The organism is Saccharopolyspora erythraea NRRL 2338 (assembly GCF_000062885.1).
Classification (GTDB): domain Bacteria; phylum Actinomycetota; class Actinomycetes; order Mycobacteriales; family Pseudonocardiaceae; genus Saccharopolyspora_D; species Saccharopolyspora_D erythraea.
This window is the reverse complement of record NC_009142.1, coordinates 4,006,467-4,032,724: the sequence shown is the minus strand read 5'-3', so window position 1 is coordinate 4,032,724 and position 26,258 is coordinate 4,006,467. Positions and strand designations below refer to the sequence as shown.

26 protein-coding genes are annotated in these 26,258 nt (G+C 71.1%); 13 read left to right on the top strand and 13 right to left on the bottom strand.

What is annotated here, in order from left to right; translation table 11 throughout:
* Positions 1 to 7: 7 nt before the first annotated feature.
* Positions 8 to 1,408, top strand: coding sequence for a phenylacetate--CoA ligase family protein (locus SACE_RS17810; RefSeq protein WP_009946857.1), 1,401 nt, complete (start codon positions 8 to 10; stop codon positions 1,406 to 1,408).
* A 173-nt stretch (positions 1,409 to 1,581) separates the two neighbouring features.
* Here SACE_RS17810 and SACE_RS17805 read toward each other — a convergent pair whose 3' ends face one another.
* Together SACE_RS17805 and SACE_RS17800 are read right to left on the bottom strand one after the other, a co-directional pair.
* Positions 1,582 to 3,021 (bottom strand): carboxylesterase/lipase family protein, encoded by a 1,440-nt coding sequence (locus SACE_RS17805; RefSeq protein ID WP_009946858.1) that lies wholly within the window; start codon positions 3,019 to 3,021, stop codon positions 1,582 to 1,584.
* A gap of 25 nt (positions 3,022 to 3,046) precedes the next feature.
* On the bottom strand, positions 3,047 to 3,964 hold the full coding sequence (locus SACE_RS17800) for an MBL fold metallo-hydrolase (RefSeq protein ID WP_009946859.1): 918 nt from the start codon (positions 3,962 to 3,964) through the stop codon (positions 3,047 to 3,049).
* Positions 3,965 to 4,102: 138 nt separating this feature from the next.
* Between SACE_RS17800 and SACE_RS17795 the strand changes: the two genes are divergently transcribed.
* A complete protein-coding gene (locus SACE_RS17795; RefSeq protein WP_029621629.1) occupies positions 4,103 to 5,008 on the top strand; it encodes a helix-turn-helix transcriptional regulator in 906 nt (301 codons plus the stop codon).
* 135 nt (positions 5,009 to 5,143) lie between these two features.
* On the opposite strand, the gene SACE_RS17790 is transcribed toward SACE_RS17795, so the two are convergent.
* From SACE_RS17790 to SACE_RS17780, 3 genes are read right to left on the bottom strand one after another with little or no spacing between them, the layout of a single operon-like run.
* A complete protein-coding gene (locus tag SACE_RS17790; protein WP_009946861.1) occupies positions 5,144 to 5,749 on the bottom strand; it encodes a response regulator transcription factor in 606 nt (201 codons plus the stop codon).
* Positions 5,640 to 6,953 (bottom strand): sensor histidine kinase, encoded by a 1,314-nt coding sequence (locus SACE_RS17785; protein WP_011874104.1) that lies wholly within the window; start codon positions 6,951 to 6,953, stop codon positions 5,640 to 5,642. The genes SACE_RS17790 and SACE_RS17785 overlap by 110 nt, the downstream gene beginning before the upstream one ends.
* 16 nt (positions 6,954 to 6,969) lie before the next feature.
* Complete coding sequence (locus tag SACE_RS17780) at positions 6,970 to 8,031, bottom strand: CPBP family intramembrane glutamic endopeptidase (protein WP_009946864.1); 1,062 nt, start codon at positions 8,029 to 8,031, stop codon at positions 6,970 to 6,972.
* A 181-nt stretch (positions 8,032 to 8,212) separates the two neighbouring features.
* Here SACE_RS17780 and SACE_RS17775 point away from each other — a divergent pair, with 181 nt between their 5' ends.
* A complete protein-coding gene (locus SACE_RS17775; protein WP_009946865.1) occupies positions 8,213 to 8,761 on the top strand; it encodes a GNAT family N-acetyltransferase in 549 nt (182 codons plus the stop codon).
* A 115-nt stretch (positions 8,762 to 8,876) separates the two neighbouring features.
* On the top strand, positions 8,877 to 10,085 hold the full coding sequence (locus SACE_RS17770) for a glycosyltransferase (RefSeq protein WP_009946866.1): 1,209 nt from the start codon (positions 8,877 to 8,879) through the stop codon (positions 10,083 to 10,085).
* Between the two features lie 19 nt (positions 10,086 to 10,104).
* On the opposite strand, the gene SACE_RS17765 is transcribed toward SACE_RS17770, so the two are convergent.
* The 3 genes from SACE_RS17765 to SACE_RS17755 form a co-directional block, all read right to left on the bottom strand.
* On the bottom strand, positions 10,105 to 10,287 hold the full coding sequence (locus SACE_RS17765) for a DUF397 domain-containing protein (RefSeq protein WP_009946867.1): 183 nt from the start codon (positions 10,285 to 10,287) through the stop codon (positions 10,105 to 10,107).
* Positions 10,284 to 11,144 (bottom strand): helix-turn-helix domain-containing protein, encoded by an 861-nt coding sequence (locus SACE_RS17760; protein ID WP_009946868.1) that lies wholly within the window; start codon positions 11,142 to 11,144, stop codon positions 10,284 to 10,286. Before SACE_RS17760 ends, SACE_RS17765 begins: the two co-directional genes overlap by 4 nt.
* A gap of 123 nt (positions 11,145 to 11,267) precedes the next feature.
* The gene (locus SACE_RS17755; protein WP_011874101.1) at positions 11,268 to 12,350 is read right to left on the bottom strand and encodes a serine hydrolase domain-containing protein; all 1,083 of its coding nucleotides are present in this window, start codon (positions 12,348 to 12,350) and stop codon (positions 11,268 to 11,270) included.
* A gap of 131 nt (positions 12,351 to 12,481) precedes the next feature.
* Between SACE_RS17755 and SACE_RS17750 the strand changes: the two genes are divergently transcribed.
* Positions 12,482 to 12,886 (top strand): RidA family protein, encoded by a 405-nt coding sequence (locus tag SACE_RS17750; protein ID WP_009946870.1) that lies wholly within the window; start codon positions 12,482 to 12,484, stop codon positions 12,884 to 12,886.
* Here SACE_RS17750 and SACE_RS17745 read toward each other — a convergent pair.
* Positions 12,883 to 13,548 (bottom strand): hypothetical protein, encoded by a 666-nt coding sequence (locus tag SACE_RS17745; RefSeq protein ID WP_011874100.1) that lies wholly within the window; start codon positions 13,546 to 13,548, stop codon positions 12,883 to 12,885. The two genes, SACE_RS17750 and SACE_RS17745, sit on opposite strands and share 4 nt — an antisense overlap.
* A 262-nt stretch (positions 13,549 to 13,810) precedes the next feature.
* Here SACE_RS17745 and SACE_RS17740 point away from each other — a divergent pair, with 262 nt between their 5' ends.
* The 6 genes from SACE_RS17740 (at position 13,811) to SACE_RS17720 (ending at position 20,245) form a co-directional block, all read left to right on the top strand.
* On the top strand, positions 13,811 to 14,251 hold the full coding sequence (locus SACE_RS17740) for an Hsp20/alpha crystallin family protein (RefSeq protein ID WP_009946872.1): 441 nt from the start codon (positions 13,811 to 13,813) through the stop codon (positions 14,249 to 14,251).
* An 82-nt stretch (positions 14,252 to 14,333) separates the two neighbouring features.
* Positions 14,334 to 14,684 carry a helix-turn-helix domain-containing protein gene (locus SACE_RS17735; RefSeq protein ID WP_009946873.1) on the top strand — a complete coding sequence of 117 codons (351 nt, stop codon included), beginning with the start codon at positions 14,334 to 14,336 and terminating at the stop codon, positions 14,682 to 14,684.
* Positions 14,685 to 14,859: 175 nt separating this feature from the next.
* The gene (locus tag SACE_RS17730; protein ID WP_009946875.1) at positions 14,860 to 16,266 is read left to right on the top strand and encodes a carboxylesterase/lipase family protein; all 1,407 of its coding nucleotides are present in this window, start codon (positions 14,860 to 14,862) and stop codon (positions 16,264 to 16,266) included.
* On the top strand, positions 16,263 to 19,421 hold the full coding sequence (locus SACE_RS17725; RefSeq protein WP_009946876.1) for a UvrD-helicase domain-containing protein: 3,159 nt from the start codon (positions 16,263 to 16,265) through the stop codon (positions 19,419 to 19,421). Before SACE_RS17730 ends, SACE_RS17725 begins: the two co-directional genes overlap by 4 nt.
* Positions 19,422 to 19,482: 61 nt before the next feature.
* Positions 19,483 to 19,659: a hypothetical protein gene (locus SACE_RS38765; RefSeq protein WP_009946877.1), complete on the top strand. Its 177-nt coding sequence runs from the start codon at positions 19,483 to 19,485 to the stop codon at positions 19,657 to 19,659.
* Positions 19,646 to 20,245 (top strand): site-specific integrase, encoded by a 600-nt coding sequence (locus tag SACE_RS17720; RefSeq protein ID WP_009946878.1) that lies wholly within the window; start codon positions 19,646 to 19,648, stop codon positions 20,243 to 20,245. Before SACE_RS38765 ends, SACE_RS17720 begins: the two co-directional genes overlap by 14 nt.
* Before the next feature lie 15 nt (positions 20,246 to 20,260).
* Here SACE_RS17720 and SACE_RS17715 read toward each other — a convergent pair whose 3' ends face one another.
* The 3 genes from SACE_RS17715 to SACE_RS37700 are packed head-to-tail and all read right to left on the bottom strand — an operon-like array spanning position 20,261 to position 22,010.
* On the bottom strand, positions 20,261 to 20,584 hold the full coding sequence (locus SACE_RS17715) for a helix-turn-helix transcriptional regulator (RefSeq protein ID WP_009946879.1): 324 nt from the start codon (positions 20,582 to 20,584) through the stop codon (positions 20,261 to 20,263).
* 32 nt (positions 20,585 to 20,616) lie between these two features.
* Entirely contained in the window at positions 20,617 to 21,549 is a 933-nt protein-coding gene (locus tag SACE_RS17710; protein ID WP_009946881.1) for a TerC family protein, read from the bottom strand.
* Positions 21,546 to 22,010: a hypothetical protein gene (locus SACE_RS37700; protein WP_143538159.1), complete on the bottom strand. Its 465-nt coding sequence runs from the start codon at positions 22,008 to 22,010 to the stop codon at positions 21,546 to 21,548. Before SACE_RS37700 ends, SACE_RS17710 begins: the two co-directional genes overlap by 4 nt.
* Positions 22,011 to 22,159: 149 nt before the next feature.
* Here SACE_RS37700 and SACE_RS38760 point away from each other — a divergent pair, with 149 nt between their 5' ends.
* Positions 22,160 to 22,471, top strand: coding sequence for a CBS domain-containing protein (locus SACE_RS38760; RefSeq protein WP_011874097.1), 312 nt, complete (start codon positions 22,160 to 22,162; stop codon positions 22,469 to 22,471).
* Positions 22,472 to 22,712: 241 nt separating this feature from the next.
* Positions 22,713 to 23,075 (top strand): STAS domain-containing protein, encoded by a 363-nt coding sequence (locus tag SACE_RS40185; protein WP_081468311.1) that lies wholly within the window; start codon positions 22,713 to 22,715, stop codon positions 23,073 to 23,075.
* A 15-nt stretch (positions 23,076 to 23,090) separates the two neighbouring features.
* Here SACE_RS40185 and SACE_RS17695 read toward each other — a convergent pair whose 3' ends face one another.
* Positions 23,091 to 26,174, bottom strand: coding sequence for a Tn3 family transposase (locus tag SACE_RS17695; RefSeq protein WP_021341948.1), 3,084 nt, complete (start codon positions 26,172 to 26,174; stop codon positions 23,091 to 23,093).
* Between the last annotated feature and the right edge of the window lie 84 nt (positions 26,175 to 26,258).

The following is a 26,258-nucleotide window of genomic DNA, read 5'->3' as shown; positions in this document are numbered from 1 at the left end:
GACGGCAATGTCTGAGCACATCGGCGGCACTGACCAGGCCAGCACCGCGAAAGCGGACTACGAGCGACTGCGCACCGGCCACCTCAGCGCGGTGCACGCCGCACTCGAAGACCACACCGCACGCCTGGACTGGACACGGGAACAGATCGAGCACTACCGCGACCAGCGCCTGCGCGCCCTGCTCACCTACGCCCAGCAGCGCTCCCCGTTCCACGCGGCACGAACCCGCGGCCTGGACCTGTCCACGGCCACGACCGCAGACCTCGCTCGGCTTCCGGTGATGACCAAGCAGGACGCCCAGGAGCAGTGGGACGCCATAGTCACCGTTCCCGGCCTCGACCGTGACCAGGCCGAGCGCACCCTGGCCGAACAAACCTGGTTTTCCTACACCCCAGGCGGCCAGCAGATCTTCAGCTCCGGCGGATCGACCGGCGTGCGCGGTGTCTACGTGTGGGACTGGGACCTGTTCGTGTCCCTGGCCTGCCTCGCCTGGCGCACGCAGGCACGAGAAGAACGCCGCGCCGGTGGGCAGCGCCCGGCCCTGCTCGCCGTGCTGGAAGCCGGCGAGCCACCGCATGCCAGCACACCGTTGTTCGACGTACCGAGCACAGCAGGCATGGACACCGTCGTGATACCGGCCGGCGAGCCCTTCGACGACGTCCTCGAAGCGGTCGCCGCCGCCCGCCCCACCCACCTCGTCGGCTACGCCACCGTCATCGGACGACTCGCCCGCGCCGCCTCCACAGGCGCACTCGACATCAAGCCGGTCCGGGTCAGCACCAACTCCGAACCCCTCTTCGACGAAGACCGGAAGGCGATCGCTGAGGCCTGGAACGTGCCGGTCCACAACCTCTGGGGCTCCACCGAGATCGGTGTGCAGGCCGTCGGATGCGGCCACGGCGAGGGACTGCACGTCTGCGAGGACGAAGTCGTGCTCGAACGGGTCGACGAGCACGGCACACCGGTCGCCCCCGACGAGCCCGCCGCGCGGACGCTGGCCACCGGTCTGGCCAACCACACCTTCCCGTTCATCCGCTACGACCTCGGCGACGAAGTCACCACCCTGCCCGGCAACTGCCCGTGCGGCAGCCGGTTCGCACGCCTGGCCGACATCGCCGGACGACGCGACGACGACTTCCACTACCCGGCGTGCACGGTGCCCGCGAGCGTGTTCCGCCACGTCCTCGGCACCGATCCGCACATCGCCGAGTACCAGGTCCACCAGACCCCGGCCGGCGCCGAGATCCTCGCCGTCGGCTCACCCGACGCGACCGCGCTGACCGACTCGGTCGAAGCCGCACTGCGCCGCCACGGACTGCCCGACCCGCGGGTGAGCATCCGCACGGTCGACCACCTCGCACGCCACGAGGCGACCGGAAAGCTGCGGCGGTTCATCGCACTGCACTGAACGACCGTCGGCAATTCCGACCAGTGCTCGGAAATGCTGACTGCGCCGGCGAATTCCCGCTGGCGGCGGTGGCCGACGACGAGGAAGGGGGCCCGCGCGAAAACCCGCCGCCGGGGCCATTAGCCGGTGTCACCCGCACGCGCTGCCCGAGGACCAGTATCCGGTGGGGAGGCTCAGCTTCCGAGGATCTCCGCCACGGGTTGTTGCGGGTCGTAGGCGGCCCAGCCCGGGTCTCCGGTGCCGGCGAACGCGACCCAGGCGGTGTGCACCCGGGCCGCGAGGCCGCCTGGGGCGGGGTCGGGGCCGAGCAGGCCTGTGTCACCGTGCAGCCACGGCTCGTCGGCGATGTCGAAGACGAAGGGCAGCTCAACGGTGTGGGTGGCGCCGAGTCGTCCGTTCAGGGCCGTCGAGCGATACCCGAACGAGTAGACGTGTGTGCGGCCGCCCGAGATCTGTGCGTGGGCTTGCGCCATGCCCGTCGTACCGGCCCCGAACAGGGCCTCCCCGAGCACCGCAGAGCGCAGTTCGCCCGGTGTCGCGTTCGACAGCGCCGCGCGGTGCGCGGCGACCTTGGTCTCCGGGTCCGAATACACCCTGGCGGCGATGGCGAGCACGTCTGCCGTCGTGGAGGACTCCAGGTTGCCCTGCGGCACGAGATAGAGGTGCCCCTCTTCGGTGTTGGTCCCGATCAGCAGGTCGACGTCGCAGGCCGGGCCATCGGCGAGACCGTCGGCGGGCTGGACAGCCAGGACCAGGCTGAACGGGCTGAGGCCGGCCAGCGGGTCCGTGGCGGTGCTGGTGCGCAGGTCGAGTCCGGCCAGTGCGGGCAGGATCTCCAGGAAGCGCTCGTCCGGGATCGCGGCGAATGCTTTGGCGGTCGGTTCGACGCCCAGCGTGGCGGCCGCCCTGGCGGTGACCCGTTGCGCCTGTTCCGGGGTGAAGGCGCCGGTGCCGCTGCCGCTCTGGATGATCGCCCGCCGGAACAGGCCTTTGGCCTCCGGCGTCGCGAGTAGCGCTCCGACGAGTGTGGCGCCAGCGGACTGGCCGAAGATCGTGACGTTGTCCGGATCACCACCGAACGCCGCGACGGTGGCGCGCACCCAGCCGAGCGCGGCGAGCACGTCGAGCAGCCCGCGGTTGGCCGGAGCGCCGTCCAGGTCGAGGAAACCGGGGATGCCGAGGCGGTAGTTCACCGTCACCAGAACGATGCCGTCGCGGGCGAACGCGCTGCCGTCATAGAGCGCGGCGCGGGTTGAGCCAGTGACGAATCCGCCGCCGTGCACGAAGACCATGACGGGGCGCTTGCCGCCGTCGGTGGCAGGCGTGCGGACGTCGACGGTCAGGTACTCCTCGCCCCGCACCCAGCCCGGCCCGAAGTAGGGGGTCATGTCGAGCCTGCCGAAGCCGCGGACCGGTTGGGGAGCTGTCGGCGAGGGTCGCGTGCCGTCGCGGACGCCGGACCAGCCCGGGTGCTGCGCGGGCGGGGCGAATCGGCGGGCGCCGACCGGCGCTGCCGCGTAGGGGATGGCACGGTAGAACTCGCCGGAATCGTCGCGGATGCCGCGCACGGCGCCCGCCGAGGTTTCGACGACCGGGTCTGCATGCTGGATCACGGGACACGCCTCCTTTCCGGGAGTATCAGGACAGGCGGGAGAAGGCCGCCCACTGCTTGATCGCGAACTTCGACCCGTTGCGTTCGACCTCCGCGGCGCCCTGGCCGCCGAAGTGCGCGGGGAAAACGAGCGCGTTGTTCTCGGCGGCGTGGCCGAGCAGCTTGTGCCGGGTGGCCCGGGACTCGGCCGGGGCCTCGCAGAAGCAGGAGTTGGTCTCCGGCTCCGCGATCTGCAGCGCGGTGTGCACCAGGTCCCCGACGAACAGGGCCCGGTCGCCGCCGGACTCCAGGGCGAGTACGGACGAGCCGGGGGTATGCCCGGGAGCGAGATCGAGCCGCAGGTTCTTGTCGATCCGGTACGACCCCTCCCACAGCTGGGTCAGGCCGGCCTGGTGGACCGGCGCGACGCTGTCCTCGAAGACGTTCTGGTTCCCGCGGCCCAGCACGGACTTGTTCTCGTTGGCCGGGTCCCAGAACTCGAAGTCCCGCCGCGTCATCAGGTACGTGGCGTTCGGGAAGGTCGGCACCCAGCTACGGCCGTCGAGCCGGGTGTTCCAGCCGACGTGGTCGACGTGCAGGTGCGTGTTGACCACGATGTCGACGTCCTCGGGACGCACCCCGGCGGCGGCGAGGGTGTCGAGGTAGCTCGTGTCCAGACGGCTCCACACCGGCGAGTACGGCCGGTCCTTGTGGTTGCCCACGCCGGTGTCGACGAGGATCGTGCGCCCCTCGCTGCGCAGCAGCCAGGACTGGATCGCCGAATGGCACTCGTCCGCCTCAGGATTCCAGAAGTCGGGCGCCAGCCAGCCACGGTGCTCGTCCCACGAGCCGTCAGGACTGTCCGGGAAGAACTCGCCCGGAGTCATCTCGACCGAGCCGTAGAACTCCTTGATGCGGGTGACGGTGACATCGCCCAGGGTGATCTGCTCGGGGTTCTGCTCCATGTGGTCCGTCCTTGGGTTCGGGGCATGTGTACGAATGAGACCGAGCCTGGTCACGCGGGCGCGCACGAACCACTCCCGCGTTGTCCTACCCCTCGCAGGGTGTGGCTGGGACCGGGCCGTGGCCCGGATACTGAGGACATGGACGGACCTGGCCCACTGGGCGATTTCCTGCAGGCCAGAAGGGCGTTGCTGCGACCGGAAGACGTCGGTCTGCGCGACCTCGGACCCCGCAGGCGGGTGGCCGGGCTCCGGCGCGAGGAACTGGCCCAGCTGGCGGGCGTCAGCGTTTCGTACTACACGAGGTTGGAGCAGGGCTTGTCCCGCGGGGCCTCGGCCGAGGTGCTCGAGGCGATCGGCCGCGCCCTGTTGCTCGACGACCACGAGCGCGAGCACCTCAACCGGCTCGCCGAGGCCGCACGCCGCACGCCCCGCGCCCGCCGCCCCCGGCCCGAGAAGCTCGCCGACGAGACGCGGGACCTCCTGCGCGCCGTGGACGGCGTCCCGGCGCTGGTGCTCGGCCGGCGTACGGACGTGCTGGCGTGGAACACCCTCGGGCACGCCCTGCTGGCCGGCCACCTGGATTTTCACAGCCCGGACAACCTGGCGGAGCGGCCGAACATGAGCCGGATGCTGTTCCTGGACCCACACTGCCGGGAGCTGTACAAGGACTGGAAGCGCAAGGCCCGTGCGGTGGTCGGCAACCTGCGGATCACCGTCGGCAGGCACCCGCAGGACCCACTGCTCGCGGAGCTGATCGGCGAACTGACGATGAAGAGCCCGGAGTTCGTCGCACTCTGGGGCGACCACCGCGTGGCACCCTGCGACGCCGCGTCCTACGAACTGCACCACCCCGTCGTCGGCCCGGTGACCGTGACACAGCAGACACTGTCGATCGCCCGCTCACCGGAACAAGTGCTGATCGTGTGCACGACCCCCGCCGGCTCCCCCTCCGAGGCGGCTCTCGCACTACTCCGACAGACGAGCAGCGGCCAGGCGCCTTGCACCGACAACGTCAGTGCTCCCATCGCGGCGAGCTGGCGATGACCGCGACGATTACCGACGGGTTCCCCACCGGACTCCCCGACACCGACCCCGCATCCTGATCGAGGCCGGAGGCAACCGGAACCACCACGCCCCTGGTCGGCCCGCGAGCATCCTTGGACCACGGGACGGCTTCACTCAGATCCAGCCGTGCCCGGCGGCGATGCGCGCGGCCTCGTGCCGGTTGGCGGCGTCGAGCTTCGCGATGGCGGCCGCGAGGTGGTTGCGCACGGTCCCCCGGGAGAGCGAGACGCGCCGAGCGATCTCTTCGACGGGCGCGCCGTCGCGTGCCAGGGCGAGGACGTCGGCCTCGCGCGGGCTGAGCGGGGAGTCGCCCGCGCTGATCGCCTCGGCCGCGAGCTCGGGGTCGACGTGGCGGCCGCCGCCCACGACCGTGCGGACGACCTGCGCGAGGGTCCGAGGGGAGACGGTCTTGGGCAGGAAGCCGCGCGCGCCCGCCGCGAGTGCCGACTTCAGATACCCGGGCCGAGCGTGCGAGGTCACGATGATGCTCCGGCACTCCGGCAGCTGCGCCGCGAGCCGCCGGGCGACCTCGATGCCGTCGGGCCCGGGCAGCTGCAGGTCGAGCAGGGCCACGTCGGGACGGACCCGCAGGGCCGTGGCCAGCGCCTCGTCACCGGACGCGGCCTGGCCGACGACCTCGAAGCCGTCCTCGAGCTCGAGCAGCCCGGCGATGGCGTTGCGGATGAGGTGTTCGTCGTCGGCGACGAGGATGCGGGTCATACGGGCTCTTCCTTCGCAAGCGGGATCGTGGCCTCGAGCAGGAACCAGGTGCCGTCGCGGCGCGCGGTGACCTGCCCGCCGAGCGCGCGGATCCGCTCGGACATCGAGCGCAGCCCCATTCCCTCGCCGATGTCGGCGGCAACGGGCCCGCCGGCCTCGCTGGTCTGCGCGGAGCCTCAGGACGGGCCCCGTCGTTGGCGATCGTGAGGAGTACCTCCCCGTCCTGGTTCGCGGTCGCGAGGGTGACCTGGTTCGCCGCGGAGTGGCGCAGCAGGTTCGTGACGCCCTCGCGCACGACCCACGCGAGAGCCTCCGCGCACTCCTGGGGGACGGGGTCGCCGGTCACCGTGCAGCGGATGCCGGCGGACTCCAGCAGTGATCGCGCGCCCGACACCTCGCCGTCCCAGGTCGTGCGCGGCTCGCCGCGCACGATGTGGCGGACCTCGGTGCCCGCCTCCTCGGCGAGCTGCCGCACCGCGGTGATCTCGGCTGCGGCCCGTTCATCGTGGCGGCGGCGGACGAGTTCCGACGCCAATGAGCTCTTGACCGCGATCGTCGCCAGGGTCCGGCCGAACACGTCGTGGAGGTCGCGTGAGATGCGCAGGCGTTCGTTCGCGAGCGCGAGCTCGGCACGCATCTCGTGCGCCGCCTGCAGTTCGCGTAGCACCCTTAGCATCCACGCGCTCGACCAGCACGCCCACAGGACGGCGCTGATCACGATCGCGCCGGTCACCCGCGTCGGAACCTCCGAGCCCCCCGTGAACAGCGCGACCGTCACCAGAATCGCCGCGTTGAGCAGGAGCGCCCGGCGTGCGTCGAGTGCGGGTACGAAGCTCGCGGCGGCCGAGGCGATCGCCGCTGCGACCGCCAGGCCCATCGCGGGCAGGGGGATTCGCGGGGCCACGACGACGAACGCTGCCAGCGTGAGTGCCCACACGGCGACCGCGCCGACGGGAAACCGCCGTGCGCGGCCGACGATGGTGTCGATGCTCCAGTTGACGACGACGATGTTCCCGGCGGTCAGGCCGAGTGCGAGGACGAGCCCGAGCGCCGCCGCCGGTGCCGCGGCGTGCGCTCCGGTGCTGCGCCCGGCCATCAGCGCGGCGCCGAGGAGGGTGGTGACCGGGAACGTGACGGCGCTGTAAGTCGACCAGCGCACGTATGCCTCGAACTTGCGCGCGCCCACCAGCGGCGAATCACTCATGGCCGTCATTGTCCCGTCACACCCGCACGGACCGTGGGTCCACGGGGGTCAGGGCGGGTCCCGTCGTGCGTGTGCGCAGCCACACCACCGCCGTGATCGAGACGAGGGTGAGGCAGGGGATGAGCAGGGCGGTCGACCCGGCACCCGCCGACCGGTCCAGAAGAGGGGCGACGAGGTCGACGTGCACGGCGGTGGCGAGAAGGAGGCTGAGCGTGTTGTTCAGCGCGTGGACGACGACCCCGGTCTCGATGCCGCCGGTGCGCCAGGTGATGACGGCCGGACCGGCACCGAGGGTGAAGTACCAGAGGTTGAGCCACGGGTCGGTCGAGAGGTGAACGGCCATGAACACCAGGCTCGAGGTGAGGACGCCGATGATCAGCGCCGTGCGCGGCCCGCGGCCCCAGCTCCCGGCGACCCGGAAGACGAGTCCGCGAAAGCCGTACTCCTCGCCGGCCGCCTGCACGGGCGTCAGCAGGAGGGTGACAGCGACCATGCCGACCAGGTCGGCGAACGACCAGTAGGTCTGCTTGCCGGGCATGGCGACGGCCAGGAAGACCGAATTGACCAGCCAGACGGGGCCGATGAACAAAAGCGCCCGGCCGAACACGTCCAACCGGAAGCGCGATACCACGGAGTGCGTCGAGGCGCCCCGCACGCCGTAGAGCCACCGCTGGATGAGCATGCTCCACGGAATGAGCAGGGCGACCGAGAACAGACCCGCGCCTTGGTACAGGGGTGTGAAGTCGGTGCCGCCCAGGGTCGGATTGGTCCTGCCCATCCGCGTGTCAATGGAGGCGGCCGCCTGGGCGATGATGAAGCTGAAGACGAACATCCCGGCCACCAGCAGCACGATCGCGAGGATGCCGCGCCCTATGCGGCGCTTCTCACCGGCGAGCACGCGGTGGTACTCCACACCCGGCGGGAGCGGCCGCGGACCGCGACGGCGCGGGTGCGGCGCGGCCGGATCGGCCGGTGCGTGCGGAGGTGTCCGCACCGCTGCCATGTCCGGGGCCGTGCGGAACGCGTCGGCCGATCGCGAGGTCGGAGGCGGAGTGAAACGGTCGTAGTTGGGGTTCATGCTCCGAACCTAAGGCGGAGCGGGTTCGTGACAGAGTGTCACCGATCATGGGTTTTCCCCGTGCCCCGCACGGGTCAGGCATGACAGATGTCATGGGTGCCAGGCTCAAGCCCCAATCCGTCCTGGTGGACCGAACGGAACTCGGTTGCCGCTCGTCGTTTCCGCGCGGGAGCATGGCCCGGTGGAGCATCCGAGGGAGGAACTGGCCACCGGCCCGGTGACGCTGCGCCGCTGGCGCGCCGACGACCGCGACCCGTTGCACCGCGCGGTCAACGAAGCCATCCACACCCTGCGCCCCTGGCTGCCCTGGGTAGCCAACGGCTACGACCTCGACGCCGCCGAGCAGTTCCTCGCCCACGCCGAAGCCGGCTGGAACAGCGGCGAGGAGTTCGACTACGCCGTCACCCTCGACGGCGCCATCGTCGGCGGCGTCGGACTGATGCGCCGCATCGGCCCCGGCGGCCTGGAGATCGGCTACTGGCTGCACCCCGACCACACCGGCCAGGGCATCATCACCCGCGCGGTCGCCGCGCTCGTCGACGAGGCGTTCGCGCTGCCTTACGTGGACCACCTGCAGATCCGCCACGACCGCGCCAACACCGCCAGCAGCGGCATCCCCCGGCGCCTGGGCTTCACCGAGGCCGAGCACCGACCCAAGGCCCCCGAATGCCCCTCGCAGAGCGGCGTCGAGGTCGTCTGGGAACACAGAAAACCGGACGCACTCAGCTGATCGGCCTTCCCGCCCGGTGATCGCCCGATCGAGTCCGGTCGAGGGGCGCTAGCGTCGGCCACCGACGAGCACCCCGCGGGGCCTCGCGGTCCCCACCGTCCTGACAGGAGCCCCCGTGCGCGTTCTGTGCACCGCGATGGGATCGCCCTCGCACGCCCGAGCCGTGCTGCCCTTCGCCCGCGCGCTCGCCACCCGAGGACACCACGTCCTGGTGGCCACCCCCGCCCACCTGACCCACGTCTTCGACTGCGAGCCGTTGCACACCGCCGCGGTGCTGCCCGACATGGCGGCCACCGCGCGCGAACTGACGCACCTGATGCGGGAGGACTCCGCCGATCCGCGCACCGCACACACCAAGCTGCTCGTCGCCCTGGCCACCGGTCCGCACGCCACCGGCGCCGCCCGAGCCCTGCTGCCGCTGGCCGAGGACTTCGCCCCGGACCTCGTGCTGCGCGACGGCGCCGAACTCGGCGGATTCCTCGTCGCCGAGGAGCGCGGCATCCCACACCTGCCGGTGCCCTCCGGCAACGCCAACCTGCTCACCCCCGAACGCCTGGCCCCGGTGCTGGACCGCCGACGCGCCGAAGCCGCCCTGACCACCCCCGTCGAACCCGAAACCATCTACCGCTACGGGCGCCTGGACTGCATGCCCGCGTCCTGCTCTTTCGCCGACCCCGGCATGCCCGGCGCACGCCGATACCGGCAACCCGACCTCGTCAGCCGCGACGAGGTGCTGCCCACCTGGATCGCCGAACTGCCCTCCGACCGGCCACTGGTGCTGGCGGCACTGGGCACCGCGCTGCCCATGCTCACCGGGATGCGCAGGCACGGCGTCGCACTGCCCGACCACCTCAACGACCCCGCCACGCTCCTGCGCACGATCACCACCGCGCTCTCACCGCTGTGCTGCGAAGCCATCGTCGTCACCGGCGGCATCGACCCCGGACCGCTCACCGCGCCGGCGCACATCCGTCTCACCGACCGCGTCCCGCAACCGCTGCTGCTGCAATGCAGCGACCTGTTCCTCACCCACGGCGGCTACAACGGCATCCGCGAAGCCGTGCGCGCCGGTGTCCCCATGGCGGTCCTGCCCCAGTTCGGCGACCAGCCCCACAACGCCGACCGCGTCACCGAACTCGGCCTCGGCCGCCGTTGCGAACCCGACGCCGACGACATCACCGCGGCCTGCGAACAACTCCTCACCGACGACAAGACCCAGGCGGCCGTCCGACAGGCCCAACGCGCCATGCTCGCCCTGCCCGACGTCACCACAGCAGCCGACGACCTGGCCGGTCTCGTCGAGGAACACCGCACGGCGGGCTGACCCGCGGTCGGTCTCGCGCTCAGCGAAGGCCGCGGACGAAGCGGGCGAACACCGCAGCCTGCACCGTCAGCACCGGTCCGCGCGGGTCCTTGGAATCGCGCAGCGCCACCCGGTCCGAGGCGAACGCCACCTCGACGCAGTTCTCCTCCGTGCTCCGTGAACTCTTGCGCCAGCTCGGAGACTCCGGCTTCTCGCGGTTCATGCGGTGCTCGCTTCCCTGCCCAGACGTCGCGCCAACTCGGCGATGAACTTCACCGATTCTGGCTCATCCAGGGCGACCGCCAACAGTCCGCGCAGCAGCGAGCCGTACATCTCGATCTCGTGCCGTTCCTCGAGGAACAGGCTGGAGCCCAGGTTCTCCAGGAACACCACGGTCGGCGCGCCGGCCCGCTCCAGGATCTGGAAAGCCTTCGCCGAAGCGGCGGGTGTGCCGATGTTCGGCACCACGCGCACGGAGATGTTGGGCCGCAGTGTGCTCTCCACCAAGTGTTCCAGCTGTCGGCGCAGAACGTCGCGCCCACCGACGATCCGGTGCAGCGCGAGTTCGTCGACAACCGCCAACAGCCGGGGCGCGAACTCGCCGCGCAACACAGCGTGCCGCCGAAGCCGCACCACCATTCGCCGTTCGATCTCCTCGTCGCCGAGTTCCCCGCGAGCCGCCAGCAGTGCCCGGGTGTACTCGCCGGTCTGGAGCAGGCCGGGGATGACCATGCCCTCGAAGTTGACGATGCGGTCGGCTTTGGCTTCCAGCGAGACCAGGGTGCGCTGGCGTTCGGCGAAGCCCGGGCGGTCGCGCTGCCACCACCCGCGTCGCTGTGCTTCGCGGGCCAGTGCCAGCAGTTCCCGGCGCTGCGTGCCGTTGACGCCGTAGATGGCCAGCAGCGCGGCGACGTCCTCCACGGCGATGGCGCGGCGCCCGGTTTCCAGGCGGCTGAGCTTGCTGGCCGAGGCGTCGATCCGCTTGGCGACATCGGCCAGGCTCAGGCCGCTCGCCTCGCGCAGCCCGCGCAGTTCTTCCCCCAGTTCCTGGCCTCGGACGGTGGGGTCTGGTTCGGACATGGTGCTCCCGCGGTGAGTCGAAGCCGCCATGTTCCCGGCCTCCGAGCCGCCGAATCCACCTCCGTCACCGGATTTCGCACCCGACCACCCCAAGGCACGACGGGTTGCCGGGCCCGCAACGACTCAGAACGCCGACTCGATGGCTTCCTCCAGCGCCATCATGCGGTGCGGGCCGCTGAGATAGCGGGTGAGGTAGGCGCACGAGTAGCCGTGCCGCAGCGACACCCACGCCACGCAGCCGCCGAGGCCGCCCATGGCGATCTCGGTGTCGCTGCGTTGCAGGCCCAGCGTCCAGGTGAGGTCGTAGCCGAGGAAGAGGTCGCGCCCGCTGACCTGCGGGGCCAGGAATTCCTTGTGCAGTTCGCGGCCCAGCAGGGCGGCCACCGGGCCGTCCGGGCTCGGCAGGTCGGCGAAGAACCGCGCGAGCGCGTCGGCGCGGGCGTGCAGGCCGATCGCGGGGAACTCCGCGCGCCGCCACCGCTCGCTGTTGAGCACCCACACCTCCCGCGCGTCCGACGGCACCGACAGCGCGCGGTCGACGGGGTTGCCGTCACTGCCGAAACGCCAGCTCTCCGGGGCGGCCGGTTCGAGGTCCGCGACGCGCGCGAGGCCGGATTCCGGGACGCCGAAGTGGGCGTCCATCCGCAGCGGTCCGGCGACGTCGTCGCGCCAGACCGCGCCGAGGGACCGGCCGGTGACCGCCCGCACAACACCGTCGAGCAGGTGCCCGTAGGTCAGGGCGTGCTCGGCGATGGCCGTGCCGGGCTCCCACTCCGGCGGGGCCGCCGCCAGCGCCGCGCGCAGTTCTTCGTCGTCGAACAGCCCCGCCGTCGTGGCGGGGAAGGTGGGCTGGCCGGCCTGGTGGCTGAGCACCTGCCGCAGGGTTGTGGCGGCCTTGCCCGCGGCGGCGTAGTCCGGCCACAGGTCGGCGACCGGAGTATCCAGGGCGATGTCGTTGCGGGCCAGGACCACCAGCGTCGCCAGCGCGGCGAACGGTTTGCTCACCGAGAAGGTGTGCACGAGCGTGTCGGACTGCCACGGACGTGTCCGCGCGGTGTCGGCCCATCCGCCGTGCAGGTCCACGACCCGCCTGCCCTCGAACCACACCGACAGTCCGGCGCCGGTTTCCTGGCCGGAGTCCAGCAGTTCGGCGAACACCTCGCGCACGCGGTCGAAGCGCGGCTCCACGGTTCCTCGCGGTTGCATCGTCCCCCTGTCTACGACGGGGCGTGCGACTGCCATCCACCAGAGCCGCTCGCCGCATCGAGGCTAACCGGGCTCATCAAGCGGATTTTTCCTTCCGACACCGCAGGTCGATCTTGTGTAGCGTCGAGGAGGTGTCCGATTCCTTCAGCCTCGTCCGCAGCCCCGGACTGTCCGATGTAGCCGAGTACGCCTACGCCGCGCGGGTCGACCCCTCCGCGCGCCTGGTTTTCGCGGCGGGCGCGTGCCCGCTGGACAGCGAGGGCGCCACCGTCGCGGTCGGCGACCACGTCGGCCAGGCCCGGCAGGTGATGGCGAACCTGCGGGTGGCGCTGCGCGACGCGGGCGCGGAACTGGGCGATGTCGTCAAGTGCACCGTGTACGTGGTCTCCCAGCGCCAGGAAGACCTGGTCGCGGTGTGGGAGGTCGTGCGCGACGCCTTCGGTGAGCACGAACCGCCGAACACGCTGCTCGGCGTGAGCGTGCTGGGCTACGACGACCAGCTCGTGGAGGTCGAGGCGATCGCCGTAGGCCACTAGCGGCCTGCGTGGTGCCGCTGAGCCGGCTCAGCGACGGGGCGGCCGGAGCCGGTCATCGCTGCCGGCGTGGTGACGGCGGGTTGTTCCAGCAGCAGGGTCGCGTTCCCGCAGTCGCTTGCGGCCATCCAGTCGTCGAGGGTGGCTTCGGCGGTGTCCAGGCCGAGCCCGGCCAGATCGCCCCGGACCCGCAGTCCGGTTCCGGCCGCGCGGTCAGCCGGCAGCAGGGCGTTCCACCACAGCCGGTGGTTGGTCAGCGCCGCGGCCACGACCAGCGCTCCGCGTCCGCCGTGCTGGCCCACGATCCAGTCCACGCTGTCGCCGGTTACGCCGACGACCACGGGCACCCCGCCCGCCGGGCAAGCGGGCAGCGCTACGAGCCGGGCGCGCAACCGGGCGTCGGCCAGGGCTTCCAGCAACACCCGCGTGGTGTGCTCGCGCTCCAGGACTCGGTCATCGAGCGCCTCGCGAACCCACAACCCCTCCCAGGTGGAGTGCTCGGTGTGCTCGTACCGGTGCGAGCACGCGGTCGCCGACGCCATGAGCTGCTGGGCCCGTCCGAGCGTGTCGGCGCGGACGGGCAGGTCTGCACCGCCGGGCTCATAGCCGCACCACCGGAACCGCCGGTCCAGTTCGCACCGGTACACCACGTGCCGCGCTGCCATCTTCCGCACCACCTCTCACCGATGAAGACTTCCACCACCCACAGATGACATTGGCACGGCGGACCACACTTGAAAATCTGTGGTGGCAGTCACAGAATAAGTGGTGTGCGACCTGCTGCCAAGTCTTCTACCAGCAAGAACAGGGAGGTGAGGTGGCTGTCGGCAGCAGTGGCGCGACACGGTGCGCGGGCGTCCGGGCATCGGATGAGCCCGCGCCGACCACGTTGGTCGTCCGCGAACACCTGGAAGGAAGTGGTGGGTGATGACGCTGGCGTTCGACCCGTTCTTCCGCGATCTCAACCGGCTGGCCACCGAGGTGCTCGGCAGCTCCCGCGCGCCGCAGGCGATGGCCATGGACGCCTACCGGGACGGGGAGAACTACGTGGTGGAGTTCGACCTGCCCGGCATCGACCCGGACTCGCTGCAGGTCGACGCCGAGAACAACACCCTGACCGTGCGGGCCGAGCGGCGCGCCCGCCCCGCCGGTGAGGGCGAGGTCAGCTATCTGATGACCGAACGTCCCCGGGGTGCGTTCTCCCGGCAGCTGTCGCTGGGCACGGGTCTCGACCTGGAGCACATCAGCGCCGACTACACCGACGGCGTGCTGACGGTGACCCTGCCGGTGGCCGAGCGCGCCAAGCCCCGGCGGATCGAGGTCGGCCACGGTGGCGGCCGCAGGGTGATCGAAGGCTCCAGCGGCTGACCATCCCGCGCGGGCCCGAGGACCGTTCTCCCTCCCGGTCCCCGGGCCCGCGCTCATTCGTTCGCGACAGGCAGGACGGGGCATGACCGAAAACCGCACGACCAGCCGGGCGTCCAGGGCGTTCGACGACGCCGACTACCCCGCTTACACGATGGGCCGCGCCGCCGAGATGCTCGGTGTCACCCCCGACTTCCTGCGCAGCCTGGACGCCGCGGGCCTGCTGGCCCCCGAGCGCTCCGACGGCGGGCACCGCCGCTACAGCCGCACCGAACTGACCCTCGCCGCGCGGGTGCGGGAGCTGCTCGACGCGGGCCACACCGTGCTGTCCGCGGCGTGCCGGATCGCCGAGCTGGAACGCGACCTGGCCGCCGCCCGCGCCCGCCTCGCCGAACTGGACAGCGGCCACGACCGCGACCAGCACGGGCGGCGGTGAAGCTCGGTCTCAGCGCCGGCTTCCCAGTGCACCGCGGCCGCGGTGTTCTGCATGCCGCAGACCCACCGGCCGACATCAGACCTCGGCTGTACTCGGGCGCACCCACCAGTGCACCGAGGTCTGGTGCCGCAATCCGCTTGCGGCACAAGGCACTCCGGCGCAGAGTGCTACGGCAGTGGACCTGGAGACGATCATCGAGTCAGGGCGGGTGCGGGGCAGGCCGGTCGCCGGCGCGACCGCGTTCCTCGGCATCCCCTACGCCGCGCCACCGTTCGGCCCCCGCCGCTTCCTGCCCCCACGGCCCCCGCGCTCGTGGTCCGGTGTGCGCGACTGCCACCGCTTCGGGCCGATCGCACCGCAGTCGGCGCGGCTTCCCGGTGCACCGGTGTGGTCGCCGCAGGACGAGGACGTGCTCACCCTCAACGTGTGGACCCCGCACGCGGCCGAGCGCCTGCCGGTGCTGGTGTGGATCCACGGTGGCGCCTACAGCTTCGGGTCCTCGGCGCAGCCGGACTTCGACGGCGCCGCGCTGGCGCGAGCCGGGCTCGTCGTGGTGACGTGCAACTTCCGGCTCGGCTTCGAAGGTTTCGGACGCTTGGAGGACTTCCCGGACAACCGCGGGCTGCTCGACCAGGCGGCCGCACTGCGCTGGGTCCGCGACAACATCGCCGGCTTCGGCGGTGATCCGGCCGCGGTCACCGTCGCCGGGCAGTCCTCGGGAGCGGGCTCGATCGTCTGCCTGATGGACCTCGCGGCGGGACTGTTCCGGCGCGCGATCCTGCACAGTGTCCCGGACGCCTACTGCTCCTCGGACTTCGCCACCGCGATCGCGCAGGAGGTGGCGGCGCAGTCCGGTGTCGCACCGGACCTGGCTTCGCCGCGGCAGCTCGTGGCCGCATCCGACCAAGTCGCGGCGTCCTCGCTCGGCAGCGCGCCGGGCCGTCGCGGCTACGACCCGGTGCTCTACGGCCCGGTCCTGGACCACGACCCGCGCCCCGATCCGGCCGTGGAGCTGCTGATCTGCCACACCACGCGGGAGTACTGGTTGTTCGACGAGGTCGGCGGCCTGGCCCGCGTGCAGGACGACGACGGGCTCGCCGATTTCGCCCGTGCGCTCGACATTCCCGCGTCCGTGCTGACCGGCTACCGCGATGCGATGCCCGGGGCCACGGTGCACGAGCTCCACCTCGCGCTGTTCGGCGACCGGATCTTCGGCGCGCACAGCACGCGGCTGGCGTTGCGCCACGCCGATGCGGGCGGACGGACTCACCTGGCGCGCTTCGCGCGGCAACGCCACCGCCCGGACGGATCGGCGGTGCACCCGTGGCATTGCGCGGACGTGCCGTTCTGCTTCGGCAACATCGAGTCGCCCGAAGCGGAGTTCCTCATCGGCGGCCCGCCCGACGACGCCGACCACGCGCTGTCGCAGCGCATGGTGCGGGCGTGGGCGGATTTCGCCGCGACCGGTGACCCGGGCTGGCGTCCGCTCGGCACGCCGGCACGACCGGTCCGGGTCTGGGACGTCGAGGACGCCGACCCGCAGCACGTCCAGGCACCGCCCCTGGATCATTGGTTCCGGTGATCTCCTGGCAGTATCGCCCGGTGCGCTATTACGCCGATCTGCACATCCACTCGAAGTACTCCCGCGCGTGCAGCAAGGACTGCGACATCGAGCACCTGACCTGGTGGGCGCGGCGCAAGGGGATCAGCCTGGTGGGCACCGGCGACTTCACCCACCCGGCGTGGTTCGCGCACCTGCGCGAGGTGCTGGAACCGGCCGAGCCCGGGGTGTTCCGGCTGCGCCCGGAACACGACCGCGAGTTCGCCCGCACCATGCCGCCGACCTGCTCCGGCGAAGTCCGGTTCATGCTCTCGGTCGAGATCTCGACGATCTACAAATGCGGCGACTTCACCCGCAAGGTCCACCACCTGTGCTACGTGCCCGACTTCGCCGCGGCCGAGAAGTTCAACCAGCGGCTGGGCCGCATCGGCAACCTCGGTTCCGACGGCAGGCCGATCCTGGGACTGGACTCCCGCGACCTGCTGGAGATCACGCTGGAAAGCGGCGACGGCGCCTACCTGGTGCCCGCCCACATCTGGACGCCGTGGTTCGCGGTGCTGGGTTCCAAGGCCGGGTTCAACAGCATCGAGGAGTGCTACCGCGACCTCTCCGAGCACATCTTCGCCCTGGAGACCGGCCTCTCCAGCGACCCGGAGATGAACTGGCGGGTGTCGATGCTCGACCGCTACACGCTGGTCAGCCACTCCGACGCGCACTCCCCGCCGATGCTGGGGCGCGAGGCCAGCGTCTTCGACACCGACCTGGACTACTTCGCCGTGCGCGACGCGCTGCGCACCGGTGCCGGCTACGAGGGCACCGTGGAGTTCTTCCCCGAGGAGGGCAAGTACCACCTCGACGGGCACCGCAAGTGCGAGGTGCGGATGGATCCCGGCGACACCCGCGCCCACGGCGGACGGTGCCCGAGCTGCGGCAAGCCGCTGACCGTCGGGGTGCTGCACCGCGTGGACGCGCTGGCCGACCGGCCCGCGGGTGTGCGCCCGGACGGCGCCGCCGGCTACCGCAACCTCATCCCGCTGCCGGAGATCGTCGGCGAGATCCTGGGCGTGGGCCCCAAGAGCAAGAAGGTCCGCGGTGAGATCGACCGGCTCACCGCCGCGCACGGACCGGAACTGTCCATCTTGGAACAGGTTCCCCTCGACGACCTGCGCCGCAGCTCCGAGCCGCTGGCCGAGGCGATCGACCGGCTGCGGCGCGGCCAGGTCATCCGCGAGTCCGGCTACGACGGCGAGTACGGCGTGATCCGGCTGTTCGAACCGGGCGAACTCCAGCGGCTGCGCAGCGGCCACGCCTCAGCCCTGTTCGACGACGCGCTGTTCACCCCGGCCCCACCCGCGCCGACCCGCCCCGCACCGGTCGAGCCCAGCGCTGCGGAACCCGCCGACGAGCCGGAAACACCCGCGGTCCAGGCGAATGCCGCCGACGGGGTGCTCGCCGGGCTCGATCCCGACCAGCGCGCCGCGGCCTCGGCGGAGGCCGGACCGCTGCTGATCGTGGCCGGCCCCGGAACCGGCAAGACCCGCACCGTGACCCACCGCATCGCGCACCTGGTGCTGGAAAGGCAGGTCCCGGCGCGGGAGTGCCTGGCCATCACCTTCACGCGGCGCGCGGCGGAGGAGATGACCGAGCGGCTGCACGCGCTGGCCGGGCCCACCGCCGCCGAGCTGACCGTGGCCACCTTCCACTCCTTCGGACTCCAGCTCCTGCGCGACCACCACGACAAGGCGGGGCTCAGCGCGGACTTCGGCCTGGCCGACGCGAGCGTGCAGCACGAGGTCCTCACCGAGGTCGCCGGTGACGAGCGCGCCGCGAAGGCGCTGCGCGCGGAGCTGTCGCGCGCCCGCCGAGGCGGCGACACCGATGAGGACACCGCAGCCGCCCTGCACCGCTACACCACCGCACTGCGCGAGCGGAACCTCATCGACTTCGACGACCTGGTCGTGCTGCCGGTGCGGCTGCTGGAGTCCGACGACGAACTGCGCGCGGCCTACCGCGACCGGTTCCGCTGGATCACCGTCGACGAGTACCAGGACGTCGACGAGATGCAGTACCGGCTGCTGCGCCAGCTCGCCCCCGCCGGGGCGAACCTGACCGCCGTCGGCGACCCCGACCAGGCGATCTACTCCTTCCGCGGCGCCGATGTCGGGTTCTTCCTGCGCTTCCAGCAGGACTGGCCGCAGGCTCCGGTGGTGCAGCTGACCCGCAACTACCGCAGCGGACGCCACATCCTCGACGGCGCGGTGCGGGCCATCCGCCCCGGCACGCTGGTGCCCGACCGCGTCCTGCTGCCCGCCGGTGACCGGCCCGCGCAGCGCATCACCGTGCACGAGGCCACCGACGAGCACGCCGAAGCCGCGTTCGTGGCCCGCAGCATCGACCGGCTGCTCGGCGGCGCCTCCTTCCACTCCCTCGACAGCGGCCGCGTCGACGGCGATGGCCACGGCGGTATCGGGTTCGCCGACATCGCGGTCCTCTACCGCACCGACTCGCAGTCGCGGGCCGTGCTCGACGAACTGGTGCGGTGCGGCCTGCCGGTGCAGAAGCGCTCGCACGACCCGCTCTCGGCCCGTCCCGGCGTCGACCACCTCATGCGGGAACTCGCGCTGGTGCCCGCGCGGAAGGGCTCGGTGCCCGAACGGGTGCGGTGGGCCGCCGATGCGGTGCTGGCCGCGATGCCCGACGCCGTCCAGGAGCAGACCGCCGAAATCCACGCGGCCGCCGAGCTGCTGATGCCGCTGGCGCAGCGCTGCGGCGACGACGTGCAGCGCTTCCGCCGCGAACTGCTGCTCGGCGCCGAGGTCGACGCGCTGGACCCGCGCGCCGACGCCATCTCGCTGCTGACCCTGCACGCGGCCAAGGGCCTGGAGTTCCCGGTGGTGTTCGTCGTGGGATGCGAGGACGGTCTGCTGCCGCTGCGCTGGCCGGGTGCGACGCCCGAGAACGACGACATCGCCGAGGAGCGCCGGCTGTTCTTCGTCGGGATGACCCGCGCGCAGGACCACCTCCACCTCACCCGCGCGGCCCGCCGCACCCGGCACGGCACCGAACGCGACACCCGCCCCTCACCGTTCCTGGAGGGCTTGGGCGAGGACATCGTCGAGCGCATCGCCGCGCCCGCCCGCCGCCGCACTCGCGCGACCCAGCTCAGCCTGCTGTGACCGCGCAGGGGTCCTCGGCAAGACCGCCGAGAAACTCGGCGAGCATCGGCCGCTGGCGACGGTGGCCGACGACGACGTCGGCGAGGTCCTGGAGTCGCTGTGGGGACGGGCGGCCGTGGGCACCTGGAACGCCCGCCGCGCCGCGGTGGGGTCGTGGCTGGCCTGGTGCCGCGACCCCGGATTCGGAGACCCCGCTCCGTTCCCGGCTGGCGATCGACCGGCTGGTGGCCCGCCGTGAGGTGGCACTCCGGGAGAAGACGCTCTACCGGATGCTCTATGAAACCGCCGGTCGTGCCGAGGAGATCCTCGGTCTCAACATCGAGGACCTTGACCTGGCCGGGCGCCGGGCGGCGGTGAAGGCCAAGGGAGCACGGGCAAAAACCTGCCGCCGCGGGCAGGCCCGCGAGGACGTTGTGCTGGAGACCGTCTACTGGGACGCCGGTACCGCCCGCCTGCTGCCCCGGTTACTCAAGGGGCGCACCCGAGGCCCGGTGTTTGTCACCCATCGCCGTCCCGGACCTGGCAAGGTCCTCGGTCCCCGCGATGTGTGCCCGGACACCGAGTTGGCGCGGCTGTCCTACGGCCGGGCCCGTGCTCTGCTGGATGCCCACACCGCGATGCGCGGGCCCGGTACCGGGTGGGATTTGCACGAGTTCCGTCACTCGGCGCTGACTCACCTCGGCGAGGCCGGCGCGTCGTTGCTGTTGTTGATGGCGAAGTCGAGGCACAAGAAGCCGGAGAACCTTCGCCGCTACTTCCAACCCTCGGGCGAGGCCATCGCCGAGGTCACCAGCCTGCTCGCGCCCGGCGATGCCCACACCTGAAGGCTGGAAGTGGGCTCAGCGCAGGGCGTGGATGAGGGTGCCGACGTTGTGGTGGGCTTCGAGGGGGTGCCGCAGGGGGCCGTTGGGGTTGACGGTGTAGCTGTTGCGGCGTCCGACGCGGGTGCGGGTGAGGTATCCGCCGGCGATGAGGTCGCTGATGATGGCCTGGGTGGCGCGTTCGGTGATGCCGACGCGGTGTGCGAGTTGGCGGATGGTCAGGTCGCCTTCGGCGGCCAGGCACAGCAGGACGTGGCCGTGGTTGGTCAGGAACGTCCAGCCCGGCGATGCCCGCTCGCCTGCGGCCGGGCTCGTGTTGGTGGGCTTGGCGGGGGTACTCATAACCTCATGATAGGTCAACTTGGTTTCGTGTATCAGTGTTCTGGTGTTGTGGCCGGGGCCTGGCGCCACCAGCTTGCGGCGATGGCGCCGCCGATGAGAGCGATGATCACCGACAGGGAGATCCAGATGGGGATTTTGTAGAGGTCGGTGAGCAGCATTTTCGCGCCGACGAAGACCAGGATCGCGGCCAGCCCGTAGCGCAGGTAGGTGAAGCGGTGCATGGCTCCGGCCAGCAGGAAGTACAGCGCCCGCAGGCCGAGGATGGCGAAGGCGTTGGAGGTGAACACCAGGAAGGGGTCGCTGGTGACGGCGAAGACCGCGGGGATGGAGTCCACGGCGAAGACCAGGTCGGTGGTTTCCACCGCGACCAGTACCACCAGCAGCGGGGTGGCCAGCCATCGGCCGGCCTGGCGGATCCAGAACCGCTGGCCGTGATACTCGGTGGTCATCGGCACCAGCCGGCGGGTCAGCCGCACCATGGGGTTGCGGTCGGGGTGGACTTCGAACTCCCGGTGGCGGGCCATCTTGATCCCGGTGAGCAGCAGCAGGGCACCGAAGACGTAGATGATCCAGTGGAAGCGTTCCAGCAGGACCGCTCCGGCGGCGATAAAGCCCGCTCGCATCACCAGGGCGCCGAGCACGCCGTAGAACAGCACCCGGTGCTGGTACTGCGGGGGCACGGCGAAGTAGGAGAACAGCAGCGCGAAGACGAACACGTTGTCCACCGCCAGCGACTTCTCCACCAGGTAGGCGGCGAAGTACTCCCCGCCGGCCGTGCCGCCCTGGCTCAGCCAGACCACGACACCGAATCCCAGCCCCAGGCTCAACCAGATGCTCGACCAGCCCAGCGCCTCGCGGATCGAGACCACATGCGCCCGCCGGTGCGCCAGCAGATCAATCACCAGCATGACCACGATCGCAGCCAGCACCCCGACCCATGCCCACCAGGGCGTACCCGCGATCATCGCCGCCTCCCCGCCTCGCCGCGCACCGGTAAGCCGTGTCGGCCTGGGGTCGGTGCGGGCATGTCCGGCATGGCACCCGGGTCACCGACCACGGCCTGGGCTCGGCAGCAGCGCGCCGCTCGCCGCAGAGCGGCCCGCCGGCGGGCGGCATACCAGTGTGACCCCGCTGGTGGCCACCACCGGACCCGCACGACGAGCACGCGCAGGCCGTGCCGGGCCGCCTCGGGCGCTGCCACGGGCCACACCTGCGCCAGCACCCGAGCGTGCTCGGCGGCGACCCGGTCAGCGCGTCTGGCCACCACGACCGCATCGGTGGAGATCACCGGCCACCCCGCCCTGGTCACTGCCAGCACCACCACGCCTCCTGGTGAGGCTTGTCGGCAGGCCAGCCGCACCGCCCCCGGCGTCCACACCGAGTCCGCGACCTCGACCAGTACCACCGGCACTTGATGATCATTCATGGCTCCCCCTCTTACAAGCGCAGCATGAATGAGGAAACATAATTCGTCAAACATGCTTTACCTGCGAAGATAGGATCATGTGGGTTTCCATTGACGAACTTGAAATCGTCATTCATGCTTCAGGTGACAAGGCAGAGAGGGAGGGCATCATGCGAGTGCGCGACATCATGCAGCGCCCGGTGGTCTCGGTGCGCACATCCGACAGCGGACATCAGGCGGCGGTGCTGCTGGCCGAGCACGGCTACGCCGCACTGCCGGTGCTCGGCGGCGAGCACACCGTGGTCGGCATGGTCAGCGGCGGCGACCTGCTCCGGGCCCAGGCCGAACTGCGGGCGGTCGCGGTGGCCGAGGTCATGAGTGCTCCCGCCGTGTCTCCGGGCGGCGCAGCCTGCCGGTCCTCGACAACGATGCCGGGCTGCTGGGCATCCTCAGCCGCGGCGACCTGCTCCGGATTGCCCTGACCCCGGACGGAATCCTGCAAGCCCGCGCCCAGGCGATCCTCGACGGCTACACCGGCACCCCACGCTGGCAGGCCAGCGTCACCGAAGGGGCCGTGACCGTGCACGGCCCCTTCGCCGACGAAGCCGAACGGCGTCTCGCGCTGGCCCTGGCCCGCACCGTGCCCGGCGTCCGCACCGCAACCCTGGGCCCCACGCTCCACCCGCATGGCCAGCCCGGCCAGTCTCCTGTCGAGGCCGCCCCATGATTCCCACCCAGCGACAGGCGCTGAACATCACCCTGACCCGGCCGCACCGTGACACCACGATCGTGCACCTGACCGGTGATCTCGACGACCGCAGCGTGCCGGGACTCGAGGAACTACTCATCCACCGCCTGCGTTCCTGTCTGCGCACCGTCGTCGTCGACCTCACCGAACTGGCCTACCTCAGTCCCCGCGCGACCGACATGCTCGCCCGGCAAGCCGGCCAGGCCCGGCGCAACCACACCCACCTCGTCATCGTTGCCTGCAGTCCGGGCCGCCGAGTACAAGCCGATGGTGGTCACGCCCGCGTCCTACCGTGCGGCGATTCAACTGCTCACCCACACCGAGCCGCCCGGTCGTAGCCGCAGCGGACGTGGTCAGGCGATCTCCTCCTCGTCGGGTTCGGATGGGTCGCGCAGCGGGCGAAGGCCGCCGGCCAGTTCCGGAGTGAGGAAGGAGTAGCGGCCGAGCATGTTGACGTGGTGCCGGACGAACGGCGACAACCGTGCGGCGTCGGCGTCGCGCACCTCGTAGCCGGCGGCACGCAGCTCGCTGATCGCGGCATCCAGGTAGCGGGTGGTGAACAGCACCAGCGCATTCAACACGAGGCCGAGGGCGCCGAGTTGGTCTTCCATGCCTTCGTAGTAGCGCTGGCGCAGTTCGCCGCGCTGGCCGTGGAAGATCCGCCGTGCGAGGGCGTGGCGGCCTTCTTGGAGGTTGGCCTGGGCTTTGATGTCGCGGCGGTAGCCGGTGTCGTCGACCAGGCGCAGCACGTGCAGGGTCTTGTGGATGCGCCCGTAGTGGGCGATGGCCTCCCCGAGCGGGGTCGGATGCCCGTCGCGGGAGAGCATCCGGATCACATCGTGCGCGCGGACCGCGCCAGTGTGGATCGAGGCCGTCACCCGCAGGATGTCCTCCCAATGCCGCCGCACCCGCTCCAAATCGATCCGGCCGCGGGCCGCCGTGGCGAACGGCCCGTAGTCGGCGCGGGTGTCGATGCGCCACAGCTTCTGATCGGGCAGGTCCGCCAGCTGCGGGGCGTAGGTGAATCCGGCGAGGGTGAGCAGTCCGAAGACGATGTCGCTGTAGGAGGCGGTGTCGGTGACGATCATCTGCGGTTTCTGGCCGCCGTCGCGGTCGTAGAGCACGTCCAGGACATGCAGGGAATCGCGCGGGGTGCCGGCCACGACCTTCCCGGCCAGCCCAGCCGCGTGGTCGTTGATCATGTTCAGCCAGGTCGCGCCCCGTTTCTGGCCCCAGTAGTGCGAGTTGTGGCGGGCGTTGATGGTCTGCACCGGCACGACGAACCGCATCCCGTCCACACTGGCCACATGCCCGCCACCCCAGGTCTGCGCGAGCCCGATGCGGGCCTGGTGGGCGATGAGGGTGGCGTTGGCGGCCTTGATCGTGTCCATCCGCATGTAGGTGGCGTCGACGTGGGCGAGCCGGTCGCGGGTCAACGCAGGGACGCCAGGCTTGATCACCGGGGCCCAGCCGATGTTGCACGCCTCGGACACCAGCAGTGCGGCGATCGAGATGTGCAGGTCGGCCAGGCGGGCGTCGCCGCCGGTGATCGAGGTGAACGCCGCATCGGCGCCGGTCCAGGCAAAGACCTCCAGCAGCACCTCGGGCAGATCGACACGGGGCAACATGCGGTTGGTCAGCACCCGCAGGTTCTCCACGCTCGGCGGCTCCGCTTCGGCCGGAAGTGCCGCCAGGTGCAGGTGGCCATGTTCGTCGAAACGCACCGCGGTGTTGTCCGGCAGCCCGACGGTGACCTCGCGGAAGGTGGCATCCAGCGCTTCAGCGCGTTCGTCGAGGTGATCGTCCGGGTCGGCCGGCAGGCCGAGGCTGGCCAGCACCACCGGCTTCGCGGTGGTCCACGCGCTGCCGGCGAGGAGCTTGGCGCGCGGGTCGCCCCACTTGCTGGAGTTGACCGCGAAGATGTCCCGGCGCCGCAGGCACCGGTGGAACTGCTCCAGCACGCAGAAGGTGTAGGCCCGCCAATCGATCGCGCCGGGCTCCAGCCCGGGGGCGTGCAGCACCAGGCGGCGCCAGGAGCCGATCAGCAGCTGCTCGTCGATCTCCGAACGGTCGACCTTGTTCCGGCCGCCGCCCCACAACCTGGGCAGATCCCGTAACGCCGCGAGAACCCGCTGCCCGTCGGGTGCGGCGCCGAAGCGGATCACCTCGCACAGCAGCGGCAGGAACGGCCGCACCGTGGCGAAGCGTTTCACCAGCTCTGATCGCCATGCCTCATCGGCGTCCGAGTCCGGCGACCCGGCCAGCTCGACCACCGCTGTGAGGGCGTCGGCGAGCTCGGAGCGGGGCACCACGGCCTCGATCTCGGCCCACACCTGCGCCAAGCTCACCGGCTCCACGGCGTCGCCGTCGTCGGCGGCCTGCTCAGCGAGGTCATCGTGCGCGCCGGTGACCTCCAGCAGAACCCCGAGCGCGGCCGCGAGCTTCGCCGATGCCTTGCCCAGCTTGGGCAGGGTGCGCAGCTTCTCCTTCGCCGACTCCCGCTCCGCGCGGGCCAGCAGCTTCGAGGCGATCAGCACATCGAGGAGGTCCAGGGCGTCATCGACCGCCCGGGTCTGCAAGTAGGTAACCGTCGCCAACAGCGTCGCCGCCCGCCGGGAATCCCCGTGACGGCGCAGCAGACTCGCCTTGCCCTGCACCCCATACCGCGATAACTCCGCCAACCGGCGCGGCGGCACCACCTCGGCATCAACCTCGGCGAATCCCAGCCCGAGGATCTCCGACGCGCGCTGGAGCGCGTCGACCATCGCCGGGCCCGACACCCGCACCGGCGGGCGCCGCAGCCGATCCAGGCGTGAGTTCCGGTGCCCATCCGGCACTTCCAGCAGCCCATCCAGCGCTGTGCGCTGCCCGTCGTCGAGCAGATCGTGCAGCGTCTCCCACAACCGCTGATTCGCCGCCTCCCGCCGCGACGCCACCAGTCGCACCAACGTCGTCACCCCGGGCAGCAGCACCTTCCGTTCACGCAACCACCCCACAGCGGCGTCGAACAGCGCCTTCGGCCCGTCCCCGGTGGTCCAAGCGCGGGCCTCGACCCACTCGCCCAGCTCGCCCTCGACGTCGGAGAATTCCCGCCACACCTCCACGCTGCGGATCTCCCACTGGTGTTCCAGCCGGGTCATCGACCGCTCACCATAGGACTTCACACACGAGGCATCCGCGATACCGAGCTGCTCGGCGAGGTAGTCCACCAACTCCGCCGGCACCCCCAGCGGCTCCTCAAGGAACGCCCCGGCGTTGCGCACCGTCACCAACTGCAGCGCGAAACCCAGCTTGTTGTGGTCACGCCGCTTGGCCTCGACCAAGCCGCGGTCGACGTCATCGAGGAAGAAGAACCGCTCTAACTCCGCCCGGGACAACGACTCCGGCAACCGCCCGTAAGCCGCGGCCTGCTCATCGGACAAGAACTCAACGGGCACCCCAGCGCCTCCTGCTGCTCACACCGCCCACCGTGGCGGCACCGCGGCGTACATCAGCAGCAACCGACAACCAAGGTCAACTCG

Coding starts and splice junctions, on each gene's coding strand:
- SACE_RS17760 (WP_009946868.1), bottom strand. CDS start 11,144: ATGTCCGAACCAGACCCCACCGTCCGAGGCCAGGAACTGGGGGAAGAA.
- SACE_RS17785 (WP_011874104.1), bottom strand. CDS start 6,953: ATGAGTGATTCGCCGCTGGTGGGCGCGCGCAAGTTCGAGGCATACGTG.
- SACE_RS17810 (WP_009946857.1), top strand. CDS start 8: ATGTCTGAGCACATCGGCGGCACTGACCAGGCCAGCACCGCGAAAGCG.
- SACE_RS37700 (WP_143538159.1), bottom strand. CDS start 22,010: ATGAATGATCATCAAGTGCCGGTGGTACTGGTCGAGGTCGCGGACTCG.
- SACE_RS17790 (WP_009946861.1), bottom strand. CDS start 5,749: ATGACCCGCATCCTCGTCGCCGACGACGAACACCTCATCCGCAACGCC.
- SACE_RS17800 (WP_009946859.1), bottom strand. CDS start 3,964: ATGGAGCAGAACCCCGAGCAGATCACCCTGGGCGATGTCACCGTCACC.
- SACE_RS17755 (WP_011874101.1), bottom strand. CDS start 12,350: ATGCAACCGCGAGGAACCGTGGAGCCGCGCTTCGACCGCGTGCGCGAG.
- SACE_RS17710 (WP_009946881.1), bottom strand. CDS start 21,549: ATGATCGCGGGTACGCCCTGGTGGGCATGGGTCGGGGTGCTGGCTGCG.
- SACE_RS17780 (WP_009946864.1), bottom strand. CDS start 8,031: ATGAACCCCAACTACGACCGTTTCACTCCGCCTCCGACCTCGCGATCG.
- SACE_RS40185 (WP_081468311.1), top strand. CDS start 22,713: ATGATTCCCACCCAGCGACAGGCGCTGAACATCACCCTGACCCGGCCG.
- SACE_RS17745 (WP_011874100.1), bottom strand. CDS start 13,548: ATGGCAGCGCGGCACGTGGTGTACCGGTGCGAACTGGACCGGCGGTTC.
- SACE_RS17765 (WP_009946867.1), bottom strand. CDS start 10,287: ATGAACCGCGAGAAGCCGGAGTCTCCGAGCTGGCGCAAGAGTTCACGG.
- SACE_RS17740 (WP_009946872.1), top strand. CDS start 13,811: ATGACGCTGGCGTTCGACCCGTTCTTCCGCGATCTCAACCGGCTGGCC.
- SACE_RS17795 (WP_029621629.1), top strand. CDS start 4,103: ATGGACGGACCTGGCCCACTGGGCGATTTCCTGCAGGCCAGAAGGGCG.
- SACE_RS17735 (WP_009946873.1), top strand. CDS start 14,334: ATGACCGAAAACCGCACGACCAGCCGGGCGTCCAGGGCGTTCGACGAC.
- SACE_RS38760 (WP_011874097.1), top strand. CDS start 22,160: ATGCGAGTGCGCGACATCATGCAGCGCCCGGTGGTCTCGGTGCGCACA.
- SACE_RS17715 (WP_009946879.1), bottom strand. CDS start 20,584: ATGAGTACCCCCGCCAAGCCCACCAACACGAGCCCGGCCGCAGGCGAG.